The following is a 21,967-nucleotide window of genomic DNA, read 5'->3' on the forward strand; positions in this document are numbered from 1 at the left end:
CATCTTCATCCGAAGACGAGATGCTGGCAAGTTCCACCTACATAAAATATTTCACATAATTACAATATTCATCTTGCTTCATATGAAGCTTTTCATAGAGTTTACGTGCATTTACATTATCAGCCGCCGTTTGCAGTGTGACATAGCGAGCACCTTGCTGCTCACAATATCGAAAAACCTTTTCCATCAATGCCTTGCCCACCCCTAGGCCTCTAGCATCTTCTGTTACATAAATATCATTTAAAATATAGGCACATTGTAAAGCGATGGATGAAAATGTTGGATACAATTGTGTAAATCCAATCATCTTGCCATCTACCAATGCTACAAAAATGACAGACTCTTTTAAAGCCAATCGTAATTGTAAAAATGCCTTGGCGCTGCTTATATCTGGCTCGATCCCATAAAATTGACGATATTCATCAAACAGTTTCGATAAATCCTCTAGTTCATGCATTGTCGCTTGTTGTATTTCCATTCCTGTCTCCCCTTGTGTCTTCCCATGATTGTCTAACATGATGAGTCTAGTTTTTATTATATAGGAAATAATGGTATAAAGAAAAGAATAGTCTTCAAAATCGAGAGAGGATTGTTTATTCATTTAAATATTCAGCAACCCTTTTCACAATATGGCACCAATTTAATTCCTTTCTAGCAAATGCTTGAAGCTGTACACAAGTATCGGCCAGCAATGATTCCTGTGTGGCAACTTGCTGCAATGTCCGACCAATCCCCTCCCAATCATGTGTCGGATGAATTGTACCGAAGCGTTGTTGCATTGTAATATCAGCAGCCCCATCAACATCAGTAGTCACGATATAGCAGCCATTTTTAGCAGCCTCTGCAAAAACATGGGCATAGCATTCTACTACAGATGTTAAACAAAAAATTTTAGCCTTACGGTACTCTTCTTCTAATTGCACCTTATCATAAATAGGCCCTACCATCGTTACTTGAGCGGCAGTTGGATGGCCATCTAGCAACTGCCTTAGCTCCTCTTGATAGGAGGCAGACATCGGTCCTACTAAACGAAGCTCCCAGTCTGGAAGCTGGGCAGCTAGAAAGGCTTTGACTGTCAAAATCGTTTGCTTCTCTGGTGCATCTAAGCGCCCCACTGCTAAAATTCTATTTTCCTTGTCATGAAAGGACACAGGTGCTGTGGGAAAATGCTCATAAAAGCCATTGGGGATATGTTTAATCGCTAATTGCGAATACACTTGAATAGCGGTTTGAATGGACACACATTCGGAGGATAGCAGATCACATAATTGCAGTAGCTCTAAAAAGTATGGATAGGATTTTAATCGATGTAACCAAAATCGATTTACATCTAACTTCATATAAATTTTTCCTTGCGGATTATAATGCTTATAGGTTTTCAAAATGGCTAAATAAGATGGATACGGCCCTATGGCAAAGGCAATGTCAATGTCCTTTGCATGCTTGGCTAAATAAGCATTCATATTCGCCACATAATCCTTCTCAAATGGTATGGACTCAAATTTTACAGTTGGAAAGGCCTGTTGAAGAAGGGCTTCATTCATCTCTGTTGTCACAATACTTACTTCATAGCCTAATTCCTCCCCTAGCAAAATAGGCACGAGACACAAATCTTTGAAAATATGTGCATCAGACAGTTTATAAGATTCCACGCTACAAATAAATGCGATCCTTTTTGACATTGTATCCCTCTTTCTAAAAAAGCGCTCTAGCTAGTTTATGACCCTTCCTGCTAAACGTGCATACCTTAGTAAATTTTTGCCCCTATCCTGCTTGTTCTCTAGTAAACAGAAATCGTATACAGAAAAGCGTCTCTCTTAAAAACTTCCTAAAACAAGCAATTGCCTACAATAGCTCTATGTCCACGCATATTGTATTAAAGAATCTGCTCAGTCACATAGAAGAACTCTACTACTAGATAAAGAATGGAGGGATAAAATGAAGATAAGTTTTTTATCACCTGCGTTTAATAGCGAAGAATGGATCTTAACAATGCTTGACAGTATTCCTAAAGAATATGCCTATGAAATTATCATTGTGGATGATGGTTCTACTGACAATACATTAGCCATTTTACAGGACTACCAAAAAAACTGTGCAGCTTTAAAAATCATCGTGCATCCAACGAACCTTGGGGCTAGTGTTGCTTATAATCGCTGCATTGCAGAGGCGACAGGAGACTATATAGCCATCATCGATAGCGATGACCACTACTTGCCAGCTATTCGCAATGTATTAGCACAAGTGGATGGCACATTTGATGTTTACTATTACAACATGATCATTAAAAATGGCTTCGCCTTTATTAAAGATGAATCGAATCGCTATTCCTTACCCGGACAATTTAAAATCATTCGAAGAAGTTTAATTGGGGATGCAAAATTTACAATACGCAAAGATATAGCAGGAGATTGGGATTTTAATTGTGCCCTCATGGATAAAAATCCGACAAGTAAATATACAAACGAATTTGCTTACTGGTACAACTATCCTAGAGAAAACTCAGAATGTGATCTACACCAAAGAGGATTGAAATAAAAGCATGCAGGAGGTGTAATGAACCATACAATGTTTACAAATAAAATATTACTGATTACGGGAGGCACTGGCTCTTTTGGTAACGCTGTACTAAAGCGCTTCCTCAATACGGATATTAAGGAAATTCGTATTTTTTCAAGGGATGAAAAAAAGCAAGATGATATGCGCAAGCTCTATCAGCATAGTAAAATCAAATTTTATATCGGAGATGTCCGTGATATTCAAAGCATCCATACTGCTATGTATAATGTGGACTATGTGTTCCATGCCGCTGCTCTTAAGCAAGTTCCCTCCTGCGAATTTTTCCCTTTAGAAGCTGTGAAAACTAATATTTTAGGAACCGATCATGTCCTAACAGCTGCCATTCAGGCTGGTGTCAAGAAAATGATCTGCCTCTCTACAGATAAAGCAGCCTATCCTGTCAATGCCATGGGAATATCCAAAGCGATGATGGAAAAAACGTTTATCGCTAAATCCCGAATGGTTGATCCTCATCATACGCTCATTTGTGGCACTAGATATGGCAATGTTATGGCTTCACGGGGCTCTGTCATTCCCTTATTTATTGAACAAATAAAAGCTGGAAAGCCGTTAACGATTACAGATCCAAACATGACACGTTTTATGATGACTCTTGATGAGGCCGTTGAATTAGTATTGTACGCTTTCTCACATGCACAAAATGGAGATATTATGGTACAAAAATCTCCCGCAGCAACAATAGCCAATTTAGCTCAAGCATTACTTGAGATTTTTCAGGCAAACAATGCCATCCAAATTATTGGGACACGGCATGGGGAAAAAATGTATGAGGTATTATGTACAAAAGAAGAATCGGCAAAAGCCGTTGATATGGGCAATTTTTATCGAATCCCCGCAGATAATCGGGATTTAAATTATGGAAAATACCTCGATGAGGGCTCTCCTAAAATTACATTAACCGATGAATATAACTCCAACAATACACAACAATTAAGTGTGGCTGACATCAAAGAAAAATTATTGACATTACCGCTTATTCAAGAAGAGCTTCTTTATTGGACTGGAGGAACGCCATGAAATTCTTAGTGCTCGGCGCTACTGGCATGGCTGGCCATACCATTGCCATCTATTTATGTGAACAAGGGCATGATGTGACAACTTACGCTAGAACCCCTTTCCCATCTGGGAACCATATAATGGGCGATGTGATGGACGCTATATTTTTACGGTCGTTGTTAGTAGATCATGATTTTGATGTCGTCATTAATTGTATTGGTGTCTTAAACGAAGCTTGTACGGTATATCCTGCACAAAGCATTTGGCTGAATAGTTATTTACCGCATGCCATTGTCTCTCTCCTAGAAAACCGACAAACTAAGCTGATTCATCTAAGTACTGATTGCGTATTTTCAGGGAAAAATGCCCCCTACTATGAAACTAGCATAGGAGACGGTGAAACTTTTTATGATCGCACAAAAGGCTTGGGGGAGATTGAGCACAACAAGCATTTAACATTTCGTAACTCGATTATTGGCCCTGATTTAAAAAACGATGGCATCGGACTATTCAATTGGTTTATGCAACAAAAAGGTCCCATTCACGGTTATACGGGGGCTATTTGGACTGGAGTAACTACACTTACATTAGCAAAAGCCATTGAACGGGCTGTCCAAGAAGATTTAACAGGACTCTATCATCTCGTCAATACTACGAATATTTCAAAATACGACTTACTTCAACTATTGAATAAACACTTTATGGACAGCAACATAAAAATTCTTCCTCATCGGCTCGTTAATGTCAATAAAACATTAATGAATACTAGAAATGACTTCTCCTTTGTTGTCCCTGGCTATGAGGAAATGATTGTAGAGATGAAGGACTGGATGTTACAGCATAAAGATTTATATCCTCATTATTTTCAAGCTTAAATACACTTTTCCTGTCAACTCCATTATGAGTTTGAATATTCATAATGGAGCCCCCCTATTGAATCACTGTCCCCTCAGGTAGTTGACCATTCTTAATCCAATTTTCTACAAAATGGTTGAAAAATGCAGGTTGGGCTAATGATACTCCATGACCAATGTTGTGCAATATGACACCATGACTATTTGGATGACTTTGAACAAGGGCTTTAGCTGATTTTTTCATAATGCTTTTCTCTTTAGCTCCTACCGTTATTAAAATTTTCCCTTGGGCTTTATGAAAATCATGCGGGATGGAAAACAACATATTTTCTCTCAAAATTTGAATCAATGTCTCTACTTTCATCGTAGCACTCTCTTGATAATAGCGTTCAAAATCAAGATCATTGATGTATAGGGCTTTAGCTTGAAGTTTCGCAAATGTTTTATTTTTTATAAGTGGAAATGTCAGCCGAATGAACGGTTGAAGCATCCATTCCATAGCTGGAGAAGGTATTACAAGTGCACTATTGATAATGGTAAAATCGATTAAACTAGGCTTTATACTTAGCATTTGAATAGCGATTTGTGCTCCTAAAGAGAATCCAATCAGTATGACGGGCTTTCCAGTCGCCTTTTCTTCTAGAAGCTGGAGAAGCTCTCTGGCACTCTGCTCAATGGAGAATGCATCTTGTGACAACAGCTCAGGAACAACACAGTGATAATTAGAAAAATGCTGAACTTGTTGTTCCCACATCCAGCCACCGACTCCACCTCCATGAATAAACAGCATTAGAGGATTATGGACATCTCCATATGTTTTGTATCGCATGTATACACCTGCCTTCATTTTCAATCATGGTCATCTAAAAAATCCTTACTAAAGCTTGTTTGTGATTGATAGGATGAACGTTTCCCTAAATCTACACCACGTTTTATAACCCCCTTCCCAAAACGTCCCTCAATTTCATCCACGATTTTGAGAATAGGTTCATCTTTTACATGTTCTTGAAAATCAAATATCGATAATTGTTGCGAGTAATCCTTACGATCCACTACATTAGAAACCGTCACGCCTAAAAGCCTTACTGGAGACTCATCCCAATGCTTATCAAACAAGGCACAAGCAATGTCATAGATATCTTCAAAACGATAAAGAACATTAGACATTGTTTTTGATCGTGTGTGATTATGCCAACTTGCATCCCGTATTTGAATACTTACAGTGGAGCCCGCTAACCGTTTTGCCTCAAGTCGTTCAACCACCTTTTTACACAGACCTTCTATTGTTTTATGTAGTGCACGGACATCTGTTACATCTTCAGGTAAAGTTGTTGAATTTCCTACGCTTTTCGTATCAAAAACCGCTTCAGGATCGACCATACGTTGATCCACCCCATTAGCTCTTGCCCGCAGTCGCACACCATTCTTTCCTAAAATTTGCTTCATCCTAAACTCTTCCGTTTTCGCCAAATCACCAATCGTAAATATGCCATGTACATTTAATTTTTTGGCCGTACTAGCTCCAATTCCATGCATATCAACAACCTCTCGATGCCAAAGCTGCTGTTCAATATCCCGTATTCGTAGTACGGTAATTCCCAACGGTTTCTTCATATCAGAAGCTGTTTTTGCTAAAAATTTATTTGGTGCAATACCGATAGAGCAAGGTAAATCAAGCTCAGCTAAAATGCGCTCTTGTATTTCCTGGGCAATACTTAATGCATGTTGCTCCTTACTTAACGCTGTCACATCCATATAGCCCTCATCAATCGAAACAGGCTCCACTAAAGGAGTGTAGCTACGAAGAATGGTAAACATTTCTTTGGATGCTTGACGATATTTTTTAAAATCTGGAGGCAATAACAATAGTTCAGGACATTTACGCTTCGCTTCATGGACAGTCATTGTTGTATAAATGCCAAGCGCTCTTGCTTCATAGGAACAGGTTACTAAAATGCCACGTCGCTCTTTTGGGTTGCCCGCAATGGCGATTGGCTTCCCTTTTAAGCTTGGATCATGTGCTTGCTCTACCGAAGCATAGAAACTATTCATATCCACATGAAAAATAACACGCCCTTTATGCGTCATGTCCATCACCTCTTCTCTCTCTTAGCTTTATTATACGCGTGATGACCTTTAGTCAACAAATGCATAATCACCATTACTTTCTAGCAGATCCTTTAAAATAATTAAAGCTTGCTCCAGTTGAGCTTCTGGCGCTGCAATCGCTAAACGTACGGCATTCACTGGCTTTGTATTGCCTACAGCAAAACGTTCCGCTGCATAGACTTGTACGCCGGCTTTGGAGGCTAGCAATTCAAATTGAACTCCCGTAAATTTATCAGGCAAGTATAACCACCTAAAAATACATTCCTCCTCCCCTAAAATGTCGTAATCGCCTAAATATTTATTAACAAGCGCATTTTGCTGCTTCGCATATGCTCGGTGCTTTTCTAAAATCGTTTGTGCCACGCCTTCATGAATCAATCTTGCTGCTAGTTCCAGCATGAGCGGTGACACTGAAATATTGATATTATAGAGCGTTTCTATTATTTTTTTCCTTAATGTTGAAGGTGTCACAAGGAAAGATAAGCGTAAACCTGGCGAGAGCGTCTTGGACAGGCTAGCGATATAAATAACCTTATCGGGTGCAAAAGAAGCAATGGGTGCAAGTGGCTGTTCTTTAAGAAAGCTATAAATCGCATCCTCAATCACAAGCAAATCCTTCTGCCTAGCCACTTCAGCAATCATTTTTCGTGTCTCCACCGACATCGTATGTGTCGTTGGATTATGAAAATCAGGGATCACATAGATTCCTTTAATATGCTCATTTTTACAGGCATATAGCAATCCTTCTCTGGTCATTTCTCCTTGACATTGTTGAATAGCTACAAGCTGTATACCTAACATATTGGCTGCTGTTTTAATACCAGCATAAGTAATGGGATCTGTCCCAATACGGTCGCCTGGCTGAAATAAAGCTGCCAGTGTGCCCACAATGGCATTTTGTCCCCCTGCACCAAGCAAAATAGGCTGATCTGTTTGAAAATTCACCAATTCGAATAGCTTCATCACGGCTTCATTTTGCCAAGCATTGCCCTCAGGCCGACTATACTGAAATAGCTTGCTAAAACTAGGCTCGTTCAACATCTTTTTCATAAAGCGTGCAATATCATCATTGACCAGGTTGTCTGGTAAAACAGAACCCATTTCAATCATAGATGTTGCATGATTGGCTGGCAGTAACATTTTATTGCTAGCCGCATCTGTGGAAACAAATGTCCCGCTGCCAATCGAGGCATAAATGAATCCTTTTTGTCCACACAGCTTAAAAGCTCGTGTAATGGTGCTTAAATTCACATCTAAAAAATCAGCTAATTCGCGTTGTGGAGGAAGTTTCGTTCCTGGCATTAGCTTTCCATCTTTTATGTCTTGTTCCAGTTGGTGCGCAATAGCTATATATAATGGGGCAGAAATATTGCGAATATCTGGCTTCCAACTCATTGGATACTCGTCAAATGAATTAATAGGCATTCACTAAGCCCTTCTTTCTCTTAATTTGCATACAATAGTTTAATTGTCTTGCATACAATGATAATATTGTATGCACACCATGACAATGATATAATTTTTAAAAAATCAGAAAAAAAGGACCGATCATTATGCAATATTCTGAAAGAATCTTAAAAACACCATCCTCATTTATTCGAAATATTTTGAAAGTAACAGATGCAGAGGATGTTATTTCCTTTGCAGGCGGACTTCCAAATCCCGTTTCTTTCCCTATTGATGCGTTAAGAGCATCCGTAGATCATGCTATTACGGAAAATGGTAGCCGACTATTTCAATATTCTTCCACACAAGGTTATGCACCATTACGTGAGTACATTGCCGCAAAGTACCAACGCGTGCATGGGCTTGATGTACAAGCTGAAGATGTCTTTATTACAACAGGCTCACAGCAAGCTCTTGAACTGATTAGTAAAGTACTCATCAATAAAGGCGATGGCATTATCATCGAAGAGCCTGGATACTTAGGAGCCATTCAAGCCTTTACATTAAGTGAGCCTACTTTCTATGGGGTAACACTTGAAAACGATGGTCTTAACTTAGAAGAGTTAGAACGTGCGCTACAACAACCAAATGTAAAATTCATTTATACGGTGCCTAACTTCCAAAACCCAACAGGGCTCACATACTCGAAAGAAAAGCGTGAGCAAATTTGCGAAATAGTGGCAAAATACGATGTTGCTTTAATTGAGGATGATCCATATGGAGAGTTACGTTTCCAAGGAGAGCCGCTTCCATATATCGGTGCTGGAAAATTAGATAATAGTATTTTACTAGGTTCTTTCTCTAAAACGGTCACACCTGGTATGCGACTTGGTTTTATCATTACAAAAAATAAAGAGCTTTTACAGCATATTGAAACAGCTAAGCAAGCGTCTGATCTGCATACAAATATTTTCTCGCAATATATCATCTACGATTATTTAGCAAGTAATGACTATTCGGAACATGTCAAAAAAATTATTACATTATATAAAAATCAATCCGAAGCGATGCTTGATGCGATGCAAGAGTTTTTCCCTGCCCATGTAGAATATACAAAACCTGAGGGAGGCATGTTCATCTGGGCAACAATGAAGGATGGTACATCAGCCCTTGATGTATTCCAGAAAGCGATGGAACAAAAGGTTGCCTTTGTGCCTGGAGATCCATTCTATACATCTAAAACGAATGTCAATACAATGCGTCTCAACTATACAAATGCAACACCTGAAGTCATCCGAGAGGGGATTAAACGTTTAGCAAGTATTTTATAAAAATAGCAACCGTATAAACGCTTTTCATAAACGCTTATACGGTTTTTTGTTGTTCATAAAAAACAGCCCTCTATCAGGAGAGGGCTGTCTCAAAAGCAATTTATTTTGTATATGTTAACACTGCATTTTTCTTGAATTTTGCTAAAGCTTCTGTTGCCTCATTTTTGTTTGTATACTCAAAAATTCGGACATCCTTTTTATCAAATACTGTAATAACCCACATATGAAAAGCTCCCTTCTCCCATTATTTTTGTAATATAACAACCACCAAAATTTGTGAGACTACTTATCAACTGTTTTATAACAATTCCTTACTTGATTCTTATTTTACGCTGTTTTTTTCAAAAAGAAAGCTTTATGTGAAGTTCTTCACAAACTGTTCAATTTCAAAACGCTTTCATTGAACAATTTGTGAAAACCTTTCTTTTATAGGTATAAAAACAGCTAGTGATATCAGATCTATCCATCATTTTTTTATTTCTATCCACTGTTTTTTTGATGTTTATCCACCACTTTTTGATTTCTATCCACCTAAAGCAAAAAACCGCACAGAAGTACGGTTTTGCTGTAGTAGTAGATTTTTCTTTCATAAGCTTAACAAAATGCTTTTTCTTGCTGTTGCGTTAATTCAATCTCGAAGCCTAAATCCTCCAACATACGATAATCACTATTTGCTTCTTGACCAGCTGTTGTTAAATAATCCCCTACAAAAATACTATTGGCTGCATAGAGACCAAGTGGCTGAAGTGAGCCTAGATTGATTTCTCGCCCTCCAGAAATGCGAATTTCCTTTGTCGGATTGATGTAACGGAATAATGCTAAAACCTTTAAACAGTAGCGAGGATTTAATTCCTTTGTTCCTTCCAGCTTTGTACCATCTATTGCGTTCAAAAAGTTTACAGGAATAGAATCAGCATCTAATTGATGAAGGGCACGTGCAATCTGGACAACATCCTCCTTCGTTTCCTTCATCCCAATAATGGCACCAGAGCAAGGTGAAATTCCATGCTTTTTCACTATCTCCACCGTATTAACACGATCCTCATACGTGTGGGAGGTTGTGATGAAGGCATGATGGCGCTCTGATGTATTTAAATTATGATTGTAGCGATCCACTCCAGCTGCCTTTAATTGCTGTGCCTGCTCTTCTTTTAATAAGCCTAGACAAGCACAAACCTTCAAGCCATACTTTTCTTTAATTTCCGCAACTGCCTCGCTCACTACATTGACATCCTTACGTGTTGGCCCTCGACCACTTGCAACAATACAATACGTCCCAATTTTATTGTCAAACGCTCGTTTAGCACCAGCCAAAATTTCCTCTTTTGTAATAAAAGGATATTTTTCAATAGGAGCAGTTGATTTAGAAGATTGAGAGCAATAACCACAATCCTCAGGACAATAGCCACTTTTGGCATTCATAATCATATTCAGTTTTACTTTTTTACCATAATAATGCTTCCGAATGACAAAAGCACCGTCCATTAGCTGTAATAGCTCATCATCCTCACTATTTAAGAGAGCAAGTGCCTCCTCATTGCTAATGATCTTGCCAGCAATTACTTCTTGTGCTAATTGGTAATAATTCATCCTATCTTCTCCCCCTCCACGTGTGAAATGTTCACAGTTCTTGCCGAATGAAATACTTTATACATTCTTTCTGCCAATAGGGCTGATGTTATTGCTAAGCAAACATCAGCGATAATACTACTGAAAAAGCCGATGACAAAAACATGTGACCAGCTTGATTTCATATCTAACCAGAAATTTAATGCTATATATAAATAAGGAATAGCCACCATATAAATAATGATAAGTCCTATAATCGTTGCTCCAATAAAATGCTTTTTCGTTGGGTTCTCTATTCTTTCAATGATGAACCCAATGACATAGGCAGCTAGGGCAAAGCCAATTAGATAACCAAATGTTGGCTGTAGGACATACGTAAAGCCACCGCCCTGTGTAAAAACAGGTAAGCCTACTAAGCCCACACCGATATAGACAAGCTGACTATAAAAACCATTCCGACTACCCAACAAACACCCTGCTAAAAATACAACAACAATTTGTAATGTAAACGGTACAACAGGCAATGGAATTTTAATAAACGCCCCAATCGCTGTTAGTGCTGCAAACATGGCGATCATGACAAGTGCTAATGTCTGATGTCGCTTAACCAACCTTAGCCCCCCTATCTTGGAAAAACTGTTCGATCGTTTCTTTCGTTGTTTGAATCATGAAGGACATTTCTTCTTCAGAAATAATATAGGGTGGCATAAAATATAAAACATTGCCGAGAGGTCTGATGAGTAGACCTTTTGCTAAAGCTCGCTGATAAATGTGATAGCCGATCCGTTCCTCACTAGCGAATGGTTCCTTTGTCTGTCGATTGGCGACAAGTTCAATAGCTCCCACTAAACCAACTTGTCGATACTCCCCCACATACGGAATATCATGAAAGGCTGCCATGGCTAATTCTCGCATTTGTTGTCCTTTGTGTTGAATCATCTCCATCACTTGCTCCTCTTCAAACATTGTTAACACTTCAAGTGCGACACGACAGGCCAAGGTATTGCCTGAATAACTATGTGAATGTAAAAATGCCTTCATCGTTCCATAGTCGTCATAAAAAGCGTTATAGATTTGATCGGTTGTTAAGACAACAGATAACGGTAAATAACCGCCTGTTAATCCCTTTGATAAACACATAAAATCTGGGGTGATGTCCGCCTGCTCACAGGCAAATAACGTACCTGTCCGACCAAAACCGACAGCAATCTCATCCGCGATGAAATGGACCTCATAGTGTGAACATAATGCTCGCAAGCGCTGCAAATAGATAGGTGGATACATTTTCATACCTGCTGCGGCCTGAATAAGCGGTTCAATAATAACGGCCGTAATTTCCTCATGATGTGCTTGAAGCTGTTCCTCTACAAATTGACTACATGGCGCTTGGCAGCTTGTTGGCTCTTCCTGAAATGGGCAACGGAAGCAATCTGGCCCTTTGGCACGAACAGTATCTAATAAAAGAGGTTGATATACTTCATTGTATAGCCCTACCCCTCCTACCGATAAAGCACCAATGGTTTCCCCATGATAGGCATCTGTCAAAGCGAGGAAGCGCTGTTTCGCTGGTTTTCCTGTCTGCATATGGTATTGAAAGCTCATTTTCAATGCCACCTCAATAGCAGACGAGCCATTATCTGCAAAAAAGACTTTATGTAATTCTTGAGGTGCTAAAGCTGCTAATTTTTCAGCTAAATTTATGGCTGGTTCATGTGTGAAATTAGCGAAAATTGTATGCTCTAATGTAAATGCTTGCTCACTTAAAGCTTGGCTAATTCGCGGATTGGCATGTCCAAATAAATTAACCCACCAAGAGGATACAGCATCCAAATAACGATGATTATGTTCATCATAAAGCCACACACCTTGCCCTTTTTTTATGACGATTGGCGGAAATGCTTCGTAATCCTTCATCTGTGAGCACGGATGCCAAACATGTCGTAAATCTCTTGCCTGCAAGTCAGTTAATGCTTGATTCATAGTGAAAGAGCCTTTCAAACAAAGTAGTGTGTGTCATGGCATAATCCATTAGCTGTGACTTGTCCTTCAGCTGTGGAATAATGGCATAAGGTATAGGATAGTACTGTAAAATTGTTTGTATATTGTCTTGTTCTATACTGCTACCCGTGTCTCCATTAAAGACAATGCCAAGAATATCAATTTGACGAGCGCGCAATGCCTCCATCGTTAACAATGTGTGATTGATCGTCCCAAGTGATGTCCTTGTGACCAACACGACTGGCAGCTTGCTACTGACAATAACATCAAGCAGAGTCGTACCATTTGGAGCAGTGAAAGGAACAAAGAGCCCACCAGCCCCCTCGCATATCACGATATCGTAAGCATCTTGTAAAAATTGAATTTGCTGTAATAGCTCTTTGACATCAATTGACTGTCCCTCTAGCTTGGCAGCATAATGCGGTGATGCCGCTTCCTTCAATGAATAGCTATTAATATGCTCTTTTTGCAGCTTTTGTAAAGAATGCTTTTCATACATAGCTGTATCATGATAATAGCCATGCCCATTTTCGTATACCTCACCTGTTTGCACGGGCTTATAGGGTGTGACTTGCAAACCCTGCCTTTGCAAATGACACATCAACATAGTAGTGACCATCGTTTTACCAACATCCGTATCTGTGCCTACAACCCAAAAATGTCGCATTGTTAACCTCCCCCTCTTTGTGTTAACTAATAACAATATAAAAGTTAACACATTTAATTTCATTTTGTAAATGCCTATTTGCATTTTCTAAGAAACTCGTTTTAAAAAAGGGAATTTTGCGATAATTTATGTAAAACTAAATCATTACCTCCTAAATCCTACTCGAGGCTACTTATTCATAAAATAAAAAGGATTGAAAATAACGCTGATATTGAAAGGAGTTTCATCTCATCTTGTAGTATTACACTGTATGGGGGTGGTTGTATGTTTGGCATTTTTAAAGAATCCGAGAAGATCATCGATACATATGAACAAGTGCATTCAATTTTAAAATCTTTACTGACCTATGAACTAAAAGAATTACCGACCCGTTATGAATTTTGGTATCGTGTGGCGATACGTCTTGAGGAGTTTCGCACATTACAGATGGAGCATCGAACTAAGATTTCGATGACCTCATCTGTTGGACGCTTTCATCAAACACAATATGAGACCATCACACAAAAATTAGCAAAGTTTGAGCGATTAGCTGATATCTATAAGCTATTTTGTATCGAAGAAGAACGAGCAGGATTAAATCATCGCCTTTATTTTCATCAAGAAGCTATTGCTGCTCTCTATGAGCACATACAACAGAAGGAGCTTTACACGTATTGTGACGATGTTCAACAGCAATTTTGGGAGGCCGTCCGTGATGACATGCTAAATGCAATCGCACACCTCGATTCATGATGTTGGAGGAGGCTGGGACAAAAAGAAAAAATGTTAGACCAAGATACAATCGGTCTGACATTTTTTGATTTAGGAAGAAATATTTAACTCAATGAGGCGAAAAAACTATTATCTATTTTCGCTATTTTTCAAAATAATGGAGTTCTGTCCCAGCCTCTTGCTGTTTATTAGCCATAAACAGTCCTCCCTGATTGCTTTGCTCTATAGGATATTGCAGTGTTAAAATGACACAAGCGCTAAACCTTCTCTTTCCCATCCGAGATAAAAGTTGGTATATTTTATAATAGGAAGGAGATTTAGTGATATGGTGAACGAGAAGATTTTAATAGTAGAAGATGACATAGATATTATGGAAGTTTTATCGCTAACGCTAGTGAATGCTAACTATACAGTATTAAAGGCACCCTCCCTATCCACTGGTTGGCATCTCGTTGGCACGCAACAACCCGATTTAATCTTGTTAGATGTTAATTTACCAGATGGTACAGGCTTTGAGCTAGCCAAAAAAATCCGAGAAGTATCGGATGCCATTATCATCTTTGTGACCGTCAATCATTTAATTGAACAAAAGCTTGAAGGCTTTGAGGTTGGGGCAGACGATTATATAACAAAGCCATTTATTCCGAAAGAATTATTGGCACGTGTTCAAGCCAATTTAAAAAGAAGAATCCCATCTAAGCAAAATCATGTTGTACATATTGATAATTTATCTATTCATTTTGACGAGAAAAACGTCTATAAAGATGGTCAGCTTCTAAACTTGTTCACAAAGGAAAAACTGCTCCTCTTTTTTCTAATGGAACATGCGAATCAAGTGATTAGTGTTGACCAGCTCATTGACCATGTTTGGGGCTATGACGGTGTCACCGATTTGAAAACTGTCTCTGTCCATATTAGTACCCTTCGGCGCAAAATTGAAGATGTCCCCTCTAAACCAAAATGGATTCAAACAGTGAGAGGATTTGGCTATCAATTCGTCTATAAAAGAGAGTGATGAGCATTAAGATAAGGCTCATCACTCTTGTTAACTATTTACCAATACTTTCGCTAATGGTAATGTAAAGCTAAATATGCTTCCTTCATTTTCAATGCTTTCAACAAAAATTTCGCCATTATGCTGGTGCACAATTTGCTTACAAATGGCTAATCCGATCCCATGTGAATCGGGTTCATGGATATGGGTAGCTCGATAATAGCTATCAAAGATAAAAGGTAAATCCCTCTCAGCAATACCAACACCACTATCGGCTATCGAACAAATCAAATGCTTGTCCTCCACATGCATGGACAATTGAATACCACCACTTGATGTATATTTCATCGCATTAGTCATCATATTTTCAATCACCTGGTTGATTCTTGTCTCATCAATCAGTAGCTGTGCTTCCTGATGACCATAAAAGTGAGCACTATAGGTTAATCCTGACCGTTTGATGTCATCCTTATATCGATTTGCCATTTTTTGATATAATTCCTTTGCCTTTACCTCTGTATAAGAAAATTCTGCTCTACCCGCTTCTAGATTCGCTAAATCAAACAAGTCTTGAATTAAGCTGTTTAATGATAGTAGCCTTTCCTTACTTCTTAGTAAGTATTTCTCTTTAGCCGCTTCCTCCACGATAACGCCCTCAAGCATCAATTCTATATATCCTAAAGTAGAGGTTAGTGGGGAACGTAGCTCATGAGAAATACTATGCAAAAGTTTTTTGCGTTCCAGTTCATTTTTTTCTAAACGTTCATTCATTTTTTTCAAGTGCCGATTGGTTTCATCCAATTCCTTTGTACGTAGCTGTACTCGCTTTTCTAAATCCCCATATATTTTGGCATTTTCAAAAGATACGGCAATTTGAGCAGCTATGACTTTCAGAAGCTGGACATGAGATGGATGGAAGGCATTTGTCAGCAACGTATTCTCAAAATATAAAATCGAAATAATTTCATTTTGATGAACAATCGGTAAGCAAAGAATAGATTTCGCCGTTGAATAAGATAAAAGAGGATGCTGTGTCTTTTGAGCATTTTGAATAATCACATGTTCTTTGCTTTTAAGAACATAGCGTATAATAGACTGCATATTCGCACTAAAGTCCTCTATTTTTTGTTGCTCATACAGCGTAAAGGCATTTTCCGCAGCTTCTGCCTTTGCCAACACCAGTAGTTGCTGCTGCTGTTTATGAATAAAGTAACCACTATCTGCCCCTACATGCTTTAACAGGGAAAACAATATGTTATGCAGGAGATCCTCCATGCGAATGGCTGTTGCAAAAGATTGGGTCGTCTCAAATACAGTCATCATATCAAACGTGAGTGATTGTCTACGCTGACTTTCTGGTTGGCGATTTACTTGATAATCACTTTCCCATCTTCTAGCAATCGTTTCGGCTCCCCATGCTTGCATGCTTTGAATACCATTTAATATATAGTGTCTTGCTGTTTTCATTTGCTGTTTGGCGCGATAATAGTCTGCTGCTCGTTCATAAGCAAGTGCCACATCTTGGATAAAGCCATTCATTTTTGCTAATTGTATAGCTCGGTCATAATAGAGCTCAGCATCTTTTTCTTTGTTGTTGAAACGGTAATTTTCTGCCATTAATAAGATATAGAGATGCTCGTAATTGGCAGGAGAATAACTGGCCCATTTTTTAAATTTTTTTATGCTTTGCTGTATGTCAGATAAATATAAGCGTCGCTCTTGTGCTTCACCATTGAGGCGCTGCAGAAAATGAAATTGCCACATAGCCCGATAAAAATAATAAACGGTAGAAATCGGTAATGTATAGGTTTCTTTACTTAATTCCTTTAAGTATATCAAAATCGCTTTTCCTTGCTTTTCATCGCCTAATAAAAAGGACATTTGTAAACGTACTGAATAATGCATGATTTTAATAGCAGGTTGATCCTGTATCGTAAAGGAGTACCCCCAATGTACAGGATGATGTGGATCGTGCAGAGCATTCATCCATCCTCCCATTTCAGCTAAAAAATCAATCGATAAAGTACTTGCATGTATGGAAAATTCATCTTGTTGTCGCCTAATTTCCTGCTGTAAATCTTGAATGGAAGCCCCCTGAATAAGTCGAATAGCGACAATAAAACAAGAGGCTGAGGATACTAAATGATATAAGCCGAGCTCTTGGCTTTTTTGTTGAGCCTCGTTAATATATTGAATGCTGGCTTCATACGGCTCTGTCCAATGGCTGATAAACACCCCATACACATAATAAGTATGTCCTTTGATATAAATACTCTCTTGCGTATCGGCAACGGTGATGGCCAGTTTTCCAAAGCGAGCAGCTTCTTTTATATTGCCAAATCCCGCATTTAAAAGCATGGCATAATTAATCAATACCATGGCACTTTTCGGTGTCGTACCATACTTCAACTGTAGGCGCATGCCTTTCATTAAAAGAATGCCCGTTAAGTTAGGATTTAACAGGAAAGCACTTGCCGTCATATTAATAATTAAATGAATTAATAGATCAATTTCCTTACTATTTGTTGCAGATTGTTGCAATAAATCCTGGTCAGACATATGTCGCAATGCTAATTTTAATAATAGATATTCTTTGAGAAGCTGTGATTTTTTAGGAGCTGCCGTAATTTTCAAATTTGCAACTTGTAACCCCGCCAAGCCTGCTTCTAGACCAATACTAGGATTATCAGATTCAATATATAATATCGTTTTTAAATTATTAATCATCAACTTTTCTAACACTGTCTCTGAATGCTGCAAAGCTTCTGTTAAATGTATTTCAGAGCGTTCATAGTGCCCTGCAATATATTCACATTCTCCTAAGTTCGCATATAATTTAACAGACAGTTCTCTCCTAGTTATCCAATGATCCGGTGTTAATAGTTCTTTACTAGTTGTAAAAAATTTAAGCGCATTATCAAACAACCCTATTCTTTTAGCCTCTATTCCTAGTTGATAATTCCAGAGAGCCAACTTCTGTTTTTCTTCCCTCGTCAATAATTGCCGGCTGTAATTAAAATGCATAACCATTTCGTTTAAACGATCATGGTCTGCAATCGTTGGAGAATTCTCAGTTAGTAATTGGCCAATTTGATAATGCAGCTTGATGCGCTTTTGTAACGGAATTTCTTGATAGGCTACTTGCTGAATACGATCATGGACAAATTGGAATTTTGTCGAAAATGTATGCAAAATTCCTTCATGTTCAAATGTACTCGCCCATTTATAATGTGCATCTAACGGAATAATAAAACCATTTTCCACAAGTGTTTCTAAATATTTCAATAATGTTTGAGCAGGTAGGGAGACAAGCTTTAAGACATCACTAAATTCAAAACGCTGACCAAAACATGCGACAAGTCGTAAAATAGCATGGACATCGGTCGTTAAATTAGCCATTCTATTCTCAATGAAAGCAAGTAGCTCGTTATTTAAACGAGATAAATTGAATTTCTGACGATTAAACTGCCACTCTTTTGTTGTCGTATTAAAATAAATCGTGTTATCTTGCTGGAGTGAACGGTACGCTTCTTTTACAAAGAGTGGATTCCCTTTGGTCAAATTAAATAATTGTTTAGCAATGACCTGTATCGTTTGCGGCTGAGCATTGAAAGATGCCTCAAGCCATTGCTGCACATGTTGTTCCTGAAGAAGGGGTAAAGGAATATGGTGACAATTGGAAAAAACAGTGGTTTTTTGCTCACTTTTTTTCTCTGTGCTGTCCTCATTCACTCGGAATGTCCCAATCATCATAAAGTACCCCGCTCGTTGCTGCTCATAAATTTGTGCCATAATTTCAAGCGTACTCTGATTGGCCCAGTGCAAATCATCAACAAACCATACAACCGGTTTCTTTTGCATTGCAAATGTTAATAAAATTTTTTGAATCGAAATAAACGTATAGGAATGGAGCTGTTTTGTATTTTGACGAACCTCCTTTTGAAAGCCTACTTCTTCCTTCACAAACCATTTGAGTTCAGGTAATAAATGAATAAGCTCATCTGTCACAACTAATTTGACTTCCCGGAATAATTTTTTCCATAATTGTACGGATTTTTCACCTTCCATATAAACCAATTTCAATAAATTTCTTAACGGATGAACCACAATGGTATAGTCATTTTCTAATTGTAATTGCTCATACTTCGTTGCAATAAAATAGCCCTTTGCCGCCGCAATTTCACCCTTCAGCTCTTGTACTAGCTTGGATTTTCCATATCCTGCTTGCCCTGAAATAGTGACCATTTTTTTATCACCTTTTGTGACCTGATAAAAGTGAGAGGAAAGCTCTGCAAATTGCTCTTCTCTGCCGTAAAGCTTAGTAGACAATCCCGAATTCAACTGTAAATCCTGTTGACCTAGTGGGAAGTCGTCAAGTGATTTATTTGCCGTAAGTCTATGTTGGATAAAGAGCAAATCCTCTTTCAAACCCATTGCACTTTGATAACGATCAACCGGATTTTTAGCTAAAAGCTTGTCAATAATCTTCCAAAGGAGAGGATGACAACTATTTTGAAGGTTCATCAAGGATTCTGGCTTTTTGGTTAAGATTTCGTAAATTAAATCTACAGCATCCTTTGCTTGAAAAGGTAATTGACCGCCCAATATTTCGTAAAAAATCATACCAAGTGCATATAAATCCGTACGATAATCCACATCTAAATGAAGTCTGCCCGTCTGTTCAGGTGCATAATAAGGTAACTGATCCCGTCTTTCATAGGGATTTTCAATTACAACTGGCGATTCTGCATCATATTTCGAACTAAACTCGGAGCTTAATAATTTTATTTTGAACGAATTTGGATTGATTAATATTTGATCAGGATGAAGGTGCAAATAAAGTAAATTACTTTGTTGCATTTTAATACAAATATTCACAAGCTCAATCGCTATTAGTAGAAATTGATGTAAAGAAATAAGGTTATTTCCGAGTTGCTTTAGGGGCACACCATTAAAATTTTCATAGATAATCGCATATTGTTTATCTATATAATCCATAGCAATCGGCTTCAATAGCCAAGGATTTTGCTCATTGGAAAACAAGGTAAATTCATATTGCAGTTTGGCTCTTGTCTCAGCAGAATTTTGATGAATACTTTTTACGAGTACCAGATTGTTAAATTTCTTCATATACATTCTTTGTAAGTGCCAATCTTGATTAGACTGCAAAAGGATACAATCATTCACAAACGAACCCCCTCTTCTATCTAGTTATACTACCTTCATTTGTTAATTAGAATTCCAACGAAACTAAATCACTATTTATACATTTATGCCAAAAATCGAGGTTGTTTTTCAAGCACATTAAAATGAGGTATACAAGAATGTAAATCTTTAAGATACATCCAGAAATTGTATATTAGTGTATAAGCTAATTATACTATTTTTCTATTGAAGGTTCTTCACCTTTTATTCAATACTCAGAAAATTTCACAAAGCTCTATCTAGTTTGGACACGACCTTTACATTCCCTTTCCTCCTACTTTTGTATATGAAATACTATAAAAAACGAAGGTTAAAATTTGGTTAAATAATATTATTATTTTTACAGGCTATACATAAGCCATCTTTATAGAATGGAACATCTTACTTTTACAGACTTACTTTGAGCGATTCATAAAACGGGTGCACGCATATTAGGAGCACCCGTTTTAGGATAGTTATTTTGTTATTCCTTGTTCAAGCATTTGTCTAAACTCTTGTACTTGATCAGCCTTGATGGCTACTTGATAATAGCGCTTTTTTATTCCTAGCATAAATGTCACTTCTACAGGCTCTTTCATTTTCAAAATGAATTGTGGGTAGGCTTCAGCAAAATCACGGGCTATAAAATCAATCGTATCTTTTGATAATTTTCCTTCTAGCTGCTCCTTATCTTCCACGATTGCTGCAATTTGAGCAAATGGAATGGCAGTTCGTTTCATTAGTCCAAGAGATAAATACAATGTATCATTTGTTACGTAAACAGGATTTAAACGAATGGCCTGCATATCCGCTAAAAAGAAAATCACTGAATACATATTAAAAAGGAGCAAAACAATGGAAAGTACTATTGATTTTTCGTGTAGCCACCAGTGAATACCAATCGTTTCAATGGCAATGCCATGAATAATCATGAGCTGAAAAGCGATGTAGCTCGAATTTTTATGTAAAGTTAAGCCCTGACGTTCTTGTCTTTTCCAACTTGCAAAACCATAATATAGCACTAGCATATCCGCACAAATCATCTGAATGATAGCATGCTTGGGTACATGATTTTCTACAGCTTTTGAAAATGAAAAGAGATCTGGCAATGAACTCCTACGCACTTCCATCAGGATTTGGGGCAAATAGCGCACGAGTGTTGCTAGTACGACAATTTCTAATAAAATAATAACTGATTCCATCACAAAACCTGCCCATGTCACAGCCACAAATGGCTGAAGATGCTCCATGGGAATCATAAAGCGTGCGGCAATACAGCCTGATGCGGCTAATAAAATGGCGTGCTTGAACGAAAACCTTCCTTTATAAAGCATCCATAATACGGGCATCACCACAATAAAGTCGATCAATGACCCCATGACAACCCCATTCGTTTCGATTGGTAAAATGGATACACCCAATCCAGTGTTATAGAGTGTATAATTGCTGGCTAACACGATTAATAACAAGCCTAGCCATATATTTTGCTTACTTTTTAAAACCATCCTTCCCTATCCCCCTCCTTATTGCTAATTTTACTTTATTTCAAATGGTTAATTTTGTATATATTTTGAGTATAAAAGATGAT

The 21,967-nt window shown here is 38.0% G+C and carries 18 protein-coding genes; 6 read left to right on the forward strand and 12 right to left on the reverse strand.

Going from position 1 to position 21,967, the window contains the following annotated elements:
• Nucleotides 1–37: 37 nt before the first annotated feature.
• Together MHI22_RS06805 and MHI22_RS06810 are read right to left on the reverse strand one after the other, a co-directional pair.
• Nucleotides 38–478, reverse strand: a complete 441-nt coding sequence (locus MHI22_RS06805) for a GNAT family N-acetyltransferase (RefSeq protein WP_036119982.1) — start codon at nucleotides 476–478, stop codon at nucleotides 38–40.
• Between the two features lie 115 nt (nucleotides 479–593).
• Entirely contained in the window at nucleotides 594–1,682 is a 1,089-nt protein-coding gene (locus tag MHI22_RS06810; RefSeq protein WP_058844508.1) for a glycosyltransferase family 4 protein, read from the reverse strand.
• A 256-nt stretch (nucleotides 1,683–1,938) separates the two neighbouring features.
• Between MHI22_RS06810 and MHI22_RS06815 the strand changes: the two genes are divergently transcribed.
• From MHI22_RS06815 to MHI22_RS06825, 3 genes are read left to right on the forward strand one after another with little or no spacing between them, the layout of a single operon-like run.
• Complete coding sequence (locus MHI22_RS06815) at nucleotides 1,939–2,538, forward strand: glycosyltransferase family 2 protein (RefSeq protein WP_036119976.1); 600 nt, start codon at nucleotides 1,939–1,941, stop codon at nucleotides 2,536–2,538.
• A 30-nt stretch (nucleotides 2,539–2,568) separates the two neighbouring features.
• On the forward strand, nucleotides 2,569–3,597 hold the full coding sequence (locus MHI22_RS06820) for a polysaccharide biosynthesis protein (RefSeq protein WP_058844588.1): 1,029 nt from the start codon (nucleotides 2,569–2,571) through the stop codon (nucleotides 3,595–3,597).
• Nucleotides 3,594–4,451 (forward strand): SDR family oxidoreductase, encoded by an 858-nt coding sequence (locus MHI22_RS06825; protein ID WP_058844507.1) that lies wholly within the window; start codon nucleotides 3,594–3,596, stop codon nucleotides 4,449–4,451. The genes MHI22_RS06820 and MHI22_RS06825 overlap by 4 nt, the downstream gene beginning before the upstream one ends.
• A gap of 55 nt (nucleotides 4,452–4,506) precedes the next feature.
• Here the strand turns inward: MHI22_RS06825 and MHI22_RS06830 are convergent, their stop codons facing one another.
• Genes MHI22_RS06830 through MHI22_RS06840 form a run of 3 tightly spaced genes read right to left on the reverse strand, consistent with a single transcriptional unit; the run spans nucleotide 4,507 to nucleotide 7,964 of the window.
• Nucleotides 4,507–5,259, reverse strand: coding sequence for an alpha/beta fold hydrolase (locus MHI22_RS06830; protein WP_058844587.1), 753 nt, complete (start codon nucleotides 5,257–5,259; stop codon nucleotides 4,507–4,509).
• A 20-nt stretch (nucleotides 5,260–5,279) separates the two neighbouring features.
• Nucleotides 5,280–6,518: a DNA polymerase IV gene (locus MHI22_RS06835; RefSeq protein WP_036119957.1), complete on the reverse strand. Its 1,239-nt coding sequence runs from the start codon at nucleotides 6,516–6,518 to the stop codon at nucleotides 5,280–5,282.
• Between the two features lie 48 nt (nucleotides 6,519–6,566).
• On the reverse strand, nucleotides 6,567–7,964 hold the full coding sequence (locus MHI22_RS06840; RefSeq protein WP_340811463.1) for an aminotransferase-like domain-containing protein: 1,398 nt from the start codon (nucleotides 7,962–7,964) through the stop codon (nucleotides 6,567–6,569).
• Nucleotides 7,965–8,092: 128 nt separating this feature from the next.
• Here MHI22_RS06840 and MHI22_RS06845 point away from each other — a divergent pair, with 128 nt between their 5' ends.
• Nucleotides 8,093–9,256: an aminotransferase-like domain-containing protein gene (locus tag MHI22_RS06845; RefSeq protein WP_340811465.1), complete on the forward strand. Its 1,164-nt coding sequence runs from the start codon at nucleotides 8,093–8,095 to the stop codon at nucleotides 9,254–9,256.
• A gap of 100 nt (nucleotides 9,257–9,356) precedes the next feature.
• On the opposite strand, the gene MHI22_RS06850 is transcribed toward MHI22_RS06845, so the two are convergent.
• From MHI22_RS06850 to bioD, 5 genes are all read right to left on the reverse strand, one after another.
• Nucleotides 9,357–9,479, reverse strand: a complete 123-nt coding sequence (locus tag MHI22_RS06850) for a hypothetical protein (RefSeq protein WP_255358819.1) — start codon at nucleotides 9,477–9,479, stop codon at nucleotides 9,357–9,359.
• A gap of 371 nt (nucleotides 9,480–9,850) precedes the next feature.
• Nucleotides 9,851–10,846, reverse strand: a complete 996-nt coding sequence (bioB, locus tag MHI22_RS06855; RefSeq protein ID WP_036119950.1) for a biotin synthase BioB — start codon at nucleotides 10,844–10,846, stop codon at nucleotides 9,851–9,853.
• Entirely contained in the window at nucleotides 10,843–11,403 is a 561-nt protein-coding gene (locus MHI22_RS06860) for a biotin transporter BioY (protein WP_369802783.1), read from the reverse strand. The genes bioB and MHI22_RS06860 overlap by 4 nt, the downstream gene beginning before the upstream one ends.
• A gap of 25 nt (nucleotides 11,404–11,428) precedes the next feature.
• On the reverse strand, nucleotides 11,429–12,805 hold the full coding sequence (gene bioA, locus MHI22_RS06865) for an adenosylmethionine--8-amino-7-oxononanoate transaminase (protein ID WP_036119945.1): 1,377 nt from the start codon (nucleotides 12,803–12,805) through the stop codon (nucleotides 11,429–11,431).
• The gene (bioD, locus tag MHI22_RS06870) at nucleotides 12,786–13,490 is read right to left on the reverse strand and encodes a dethiobiotin synthase (protein ID WP_340809197.1); all 705 of its coding nucleotides are present in this window, start codon (nucleotides 13,488–13,490) and stop codon (nucleotides 12,786–12,788) included. Before bioD ends, bioA begins: the two co-directional genes overlap by 20 nt.
• Before the next feature lie 264 nt (nucleotides 13,491–13,754).
• Between bioD and MHI22_RS06875 the strand changes: the two genes are divergently transcribed.
• Entirely contained in the window at nucleotides 13,755–14,222 is a 468-nt protein-coding gene (locus MHI22_RS06875; RefSeq protein ID WP_340809198.1) for a hypothetical protein, read from the forward strand.
• 304 nt (nucleotides 14,223–14,526) lie between these two features.
• The gene (locus MHI22_RS06880) at nucleotides 14,527–15,216 is read left to right on the forward strand and encodes a response regulator transcription factor (RefSeq protein ID WP_036119936.1); all 690 of its coding nucleotides are present in this window, start codon (nucleotides 14,527–14,529) and stop codon (nucleotides 15,214–15,216) included.
• A gap of 30 nt (nucleotides 15,217–15,246) precedes the next feature.
• Here MHI22_RS06880 and MHI22_RS06885 read toward each other — a convergent pair whose 3' ends face one another.
• Nucleotides 15,247–20,382, reverse strand: a complete 5,136-nt coding sequence (locus MHI22_RS06885; RefSeq protein ID WP_340811467.1) for an ATP-binding protein — start codon at nucleotides 20,380–20,382, stop codon at nucleotides 15,247–15,249.
• Between the two features lie 473 nt (nucleotides 20,383–20,855).
• Nucleotides 20,856–21,884 carry a beta-carotene 15,15'-monooxygenase gene (locus MHI22_RS06890; protein ID WP_340811469.1) on the reverse strand — a complete coding sequence of 343 codons (1,029 nt, stop codon included), beginning with the start codon at nucleotides 21,882–21,884 and terminating at the stop codon, nucleotides 20,856–20,858.
• Nucleotides 21,885–21,967: the final 83 nt, after the last annotated feature.

The organism is Lysinibacillus sp. FSL L8-0312 (genome assembly GCF_038003285.1).
Lineage (GTDB): Bacteria > Bacillota > Bacilli > Bacillales_A > Planococcaceae > Lysinibacillus > Lysinibacillus fusiformis_D.

Excerpts from the sequence above, each read along its gene's own strand:
- MHI22_RS06805 (WP_036119982.1), bottom strand. The coding sequence starts at position 478 with ATGGAAATACAACAAGCGACAATGCATGAACTAGAGGATTTATCGAAA.
- MHI22_RS06810 (WP_058844508.1), bottom strand. The coding sequence starts at position 1,682 with ATGTCAAAAAGGATCGCATTTATTTGTAGCGTGGAATCTTATAAACTG.
- MHI22_RS06815 (WP_036119976.1), top strand. The coding sequence starts at position 1,939 with ATGAAGATAAGTTTTTTATCACCTGCGTTTAATAGCGAAGAATGGATC.
- MHI22_RS06820 (WP_058844588.1), top strand. The coding sequence starts at position 2,569 with ATGTTTACAAATAAAATATTACTGATTACGGGAGGCACTGGCTCTTTT.
- MHI22_RS06825 (WP_058844507.1), top strand. The coding sequence starts at position 3,594 with ATGAAATTCTTAGTGCTCGGCGCTACTGGCATGGCTGGCCATACCATT.
- MHI22_RS06830 (WP_058844587.1), bottom strand. The coding sequence starts at position 5,259 with ATGCGATACAAAACATATGGAGATGTCCATAATCCTCTAATGCTGTTT.
- MHI22_RS06835 (WP_036119957.1), bottom strand. The coding sequence starts at position 6,518 with ATGACGCATAAAGGGCGTGTTATTTTTCATGTGGATATGAATAGTTTC.
- MHI22_RS06840 (WP_340811463.1), bottom strand. The coding sequence starts at position 7,964 with ATGCCTATTAATTCATTTGACGAGTATCCAATGAGTTGGAAGCCAGAT.
- MHI22_RS06845 (WP_340811465.1), top strand. The coding sequence starts at position 8,093 with ATGCAATATTCTGAAAGAATCTTAAAAACACCATCCTCATTTATTCGA.
- MHI22_RS06850 (WP_255358819.1), bottom strand. The coding sequence starts at position 9,479 with ATGTGGGTTATTACAGTATTTGATAAAAAGGATGTCCGAATTTTTGAG.
- bioB (WP_036119950.1), bottom strand. The coding sequence starts at position 10,846 with ATGAATTATTACCAATTAGCACAAGAAGTAATTGCTGGCAAGATCATT.
- MHI22_RS06860 (WP_369802783.1), bottom strand. The coding sequence starts at position 11,403 with ATGATCGCCATGTTTGCAGCACTAACAGCGATTGGGGCGTTTATTAAA.
- bioA (WP_036119945.1), bottom strand. The coding sequence starts at position 12,805 with ATGAATCAAGCATTAACTGACTTGCAGGCAAGAGATTTACGACATGTT.
- bioD (WP_340809197.1), bottom strand. The coding sequence starts at position 13,490 with ATGCGACATTTTTGGGTTGTAGGCACAGATACGGATGTTGGTAAAACG.
- MHI22_RS06875 (WP_340809198.1), top strand. The coding sequence starts at position 13,755 with ATGTTTGGCATTTTTAAAGAATCCGAGAAGATCATCGATACATATGAA.
- MHI22_RS06880 (WP_036119936.1), top strand. The coding sequence starts at position 14,527 with ATGGTGAACGAGAAGATTTTAATAGTAGAAGATGACATAGATATTATG.
- MHI22_RS06890 (WP_340811469.1), bottom strand. The coding sequence starts at position 21,884 with ATGGTTTTAAAAAGTAAGCAAAATATATGGCTAGGCTTGTTATTAATC.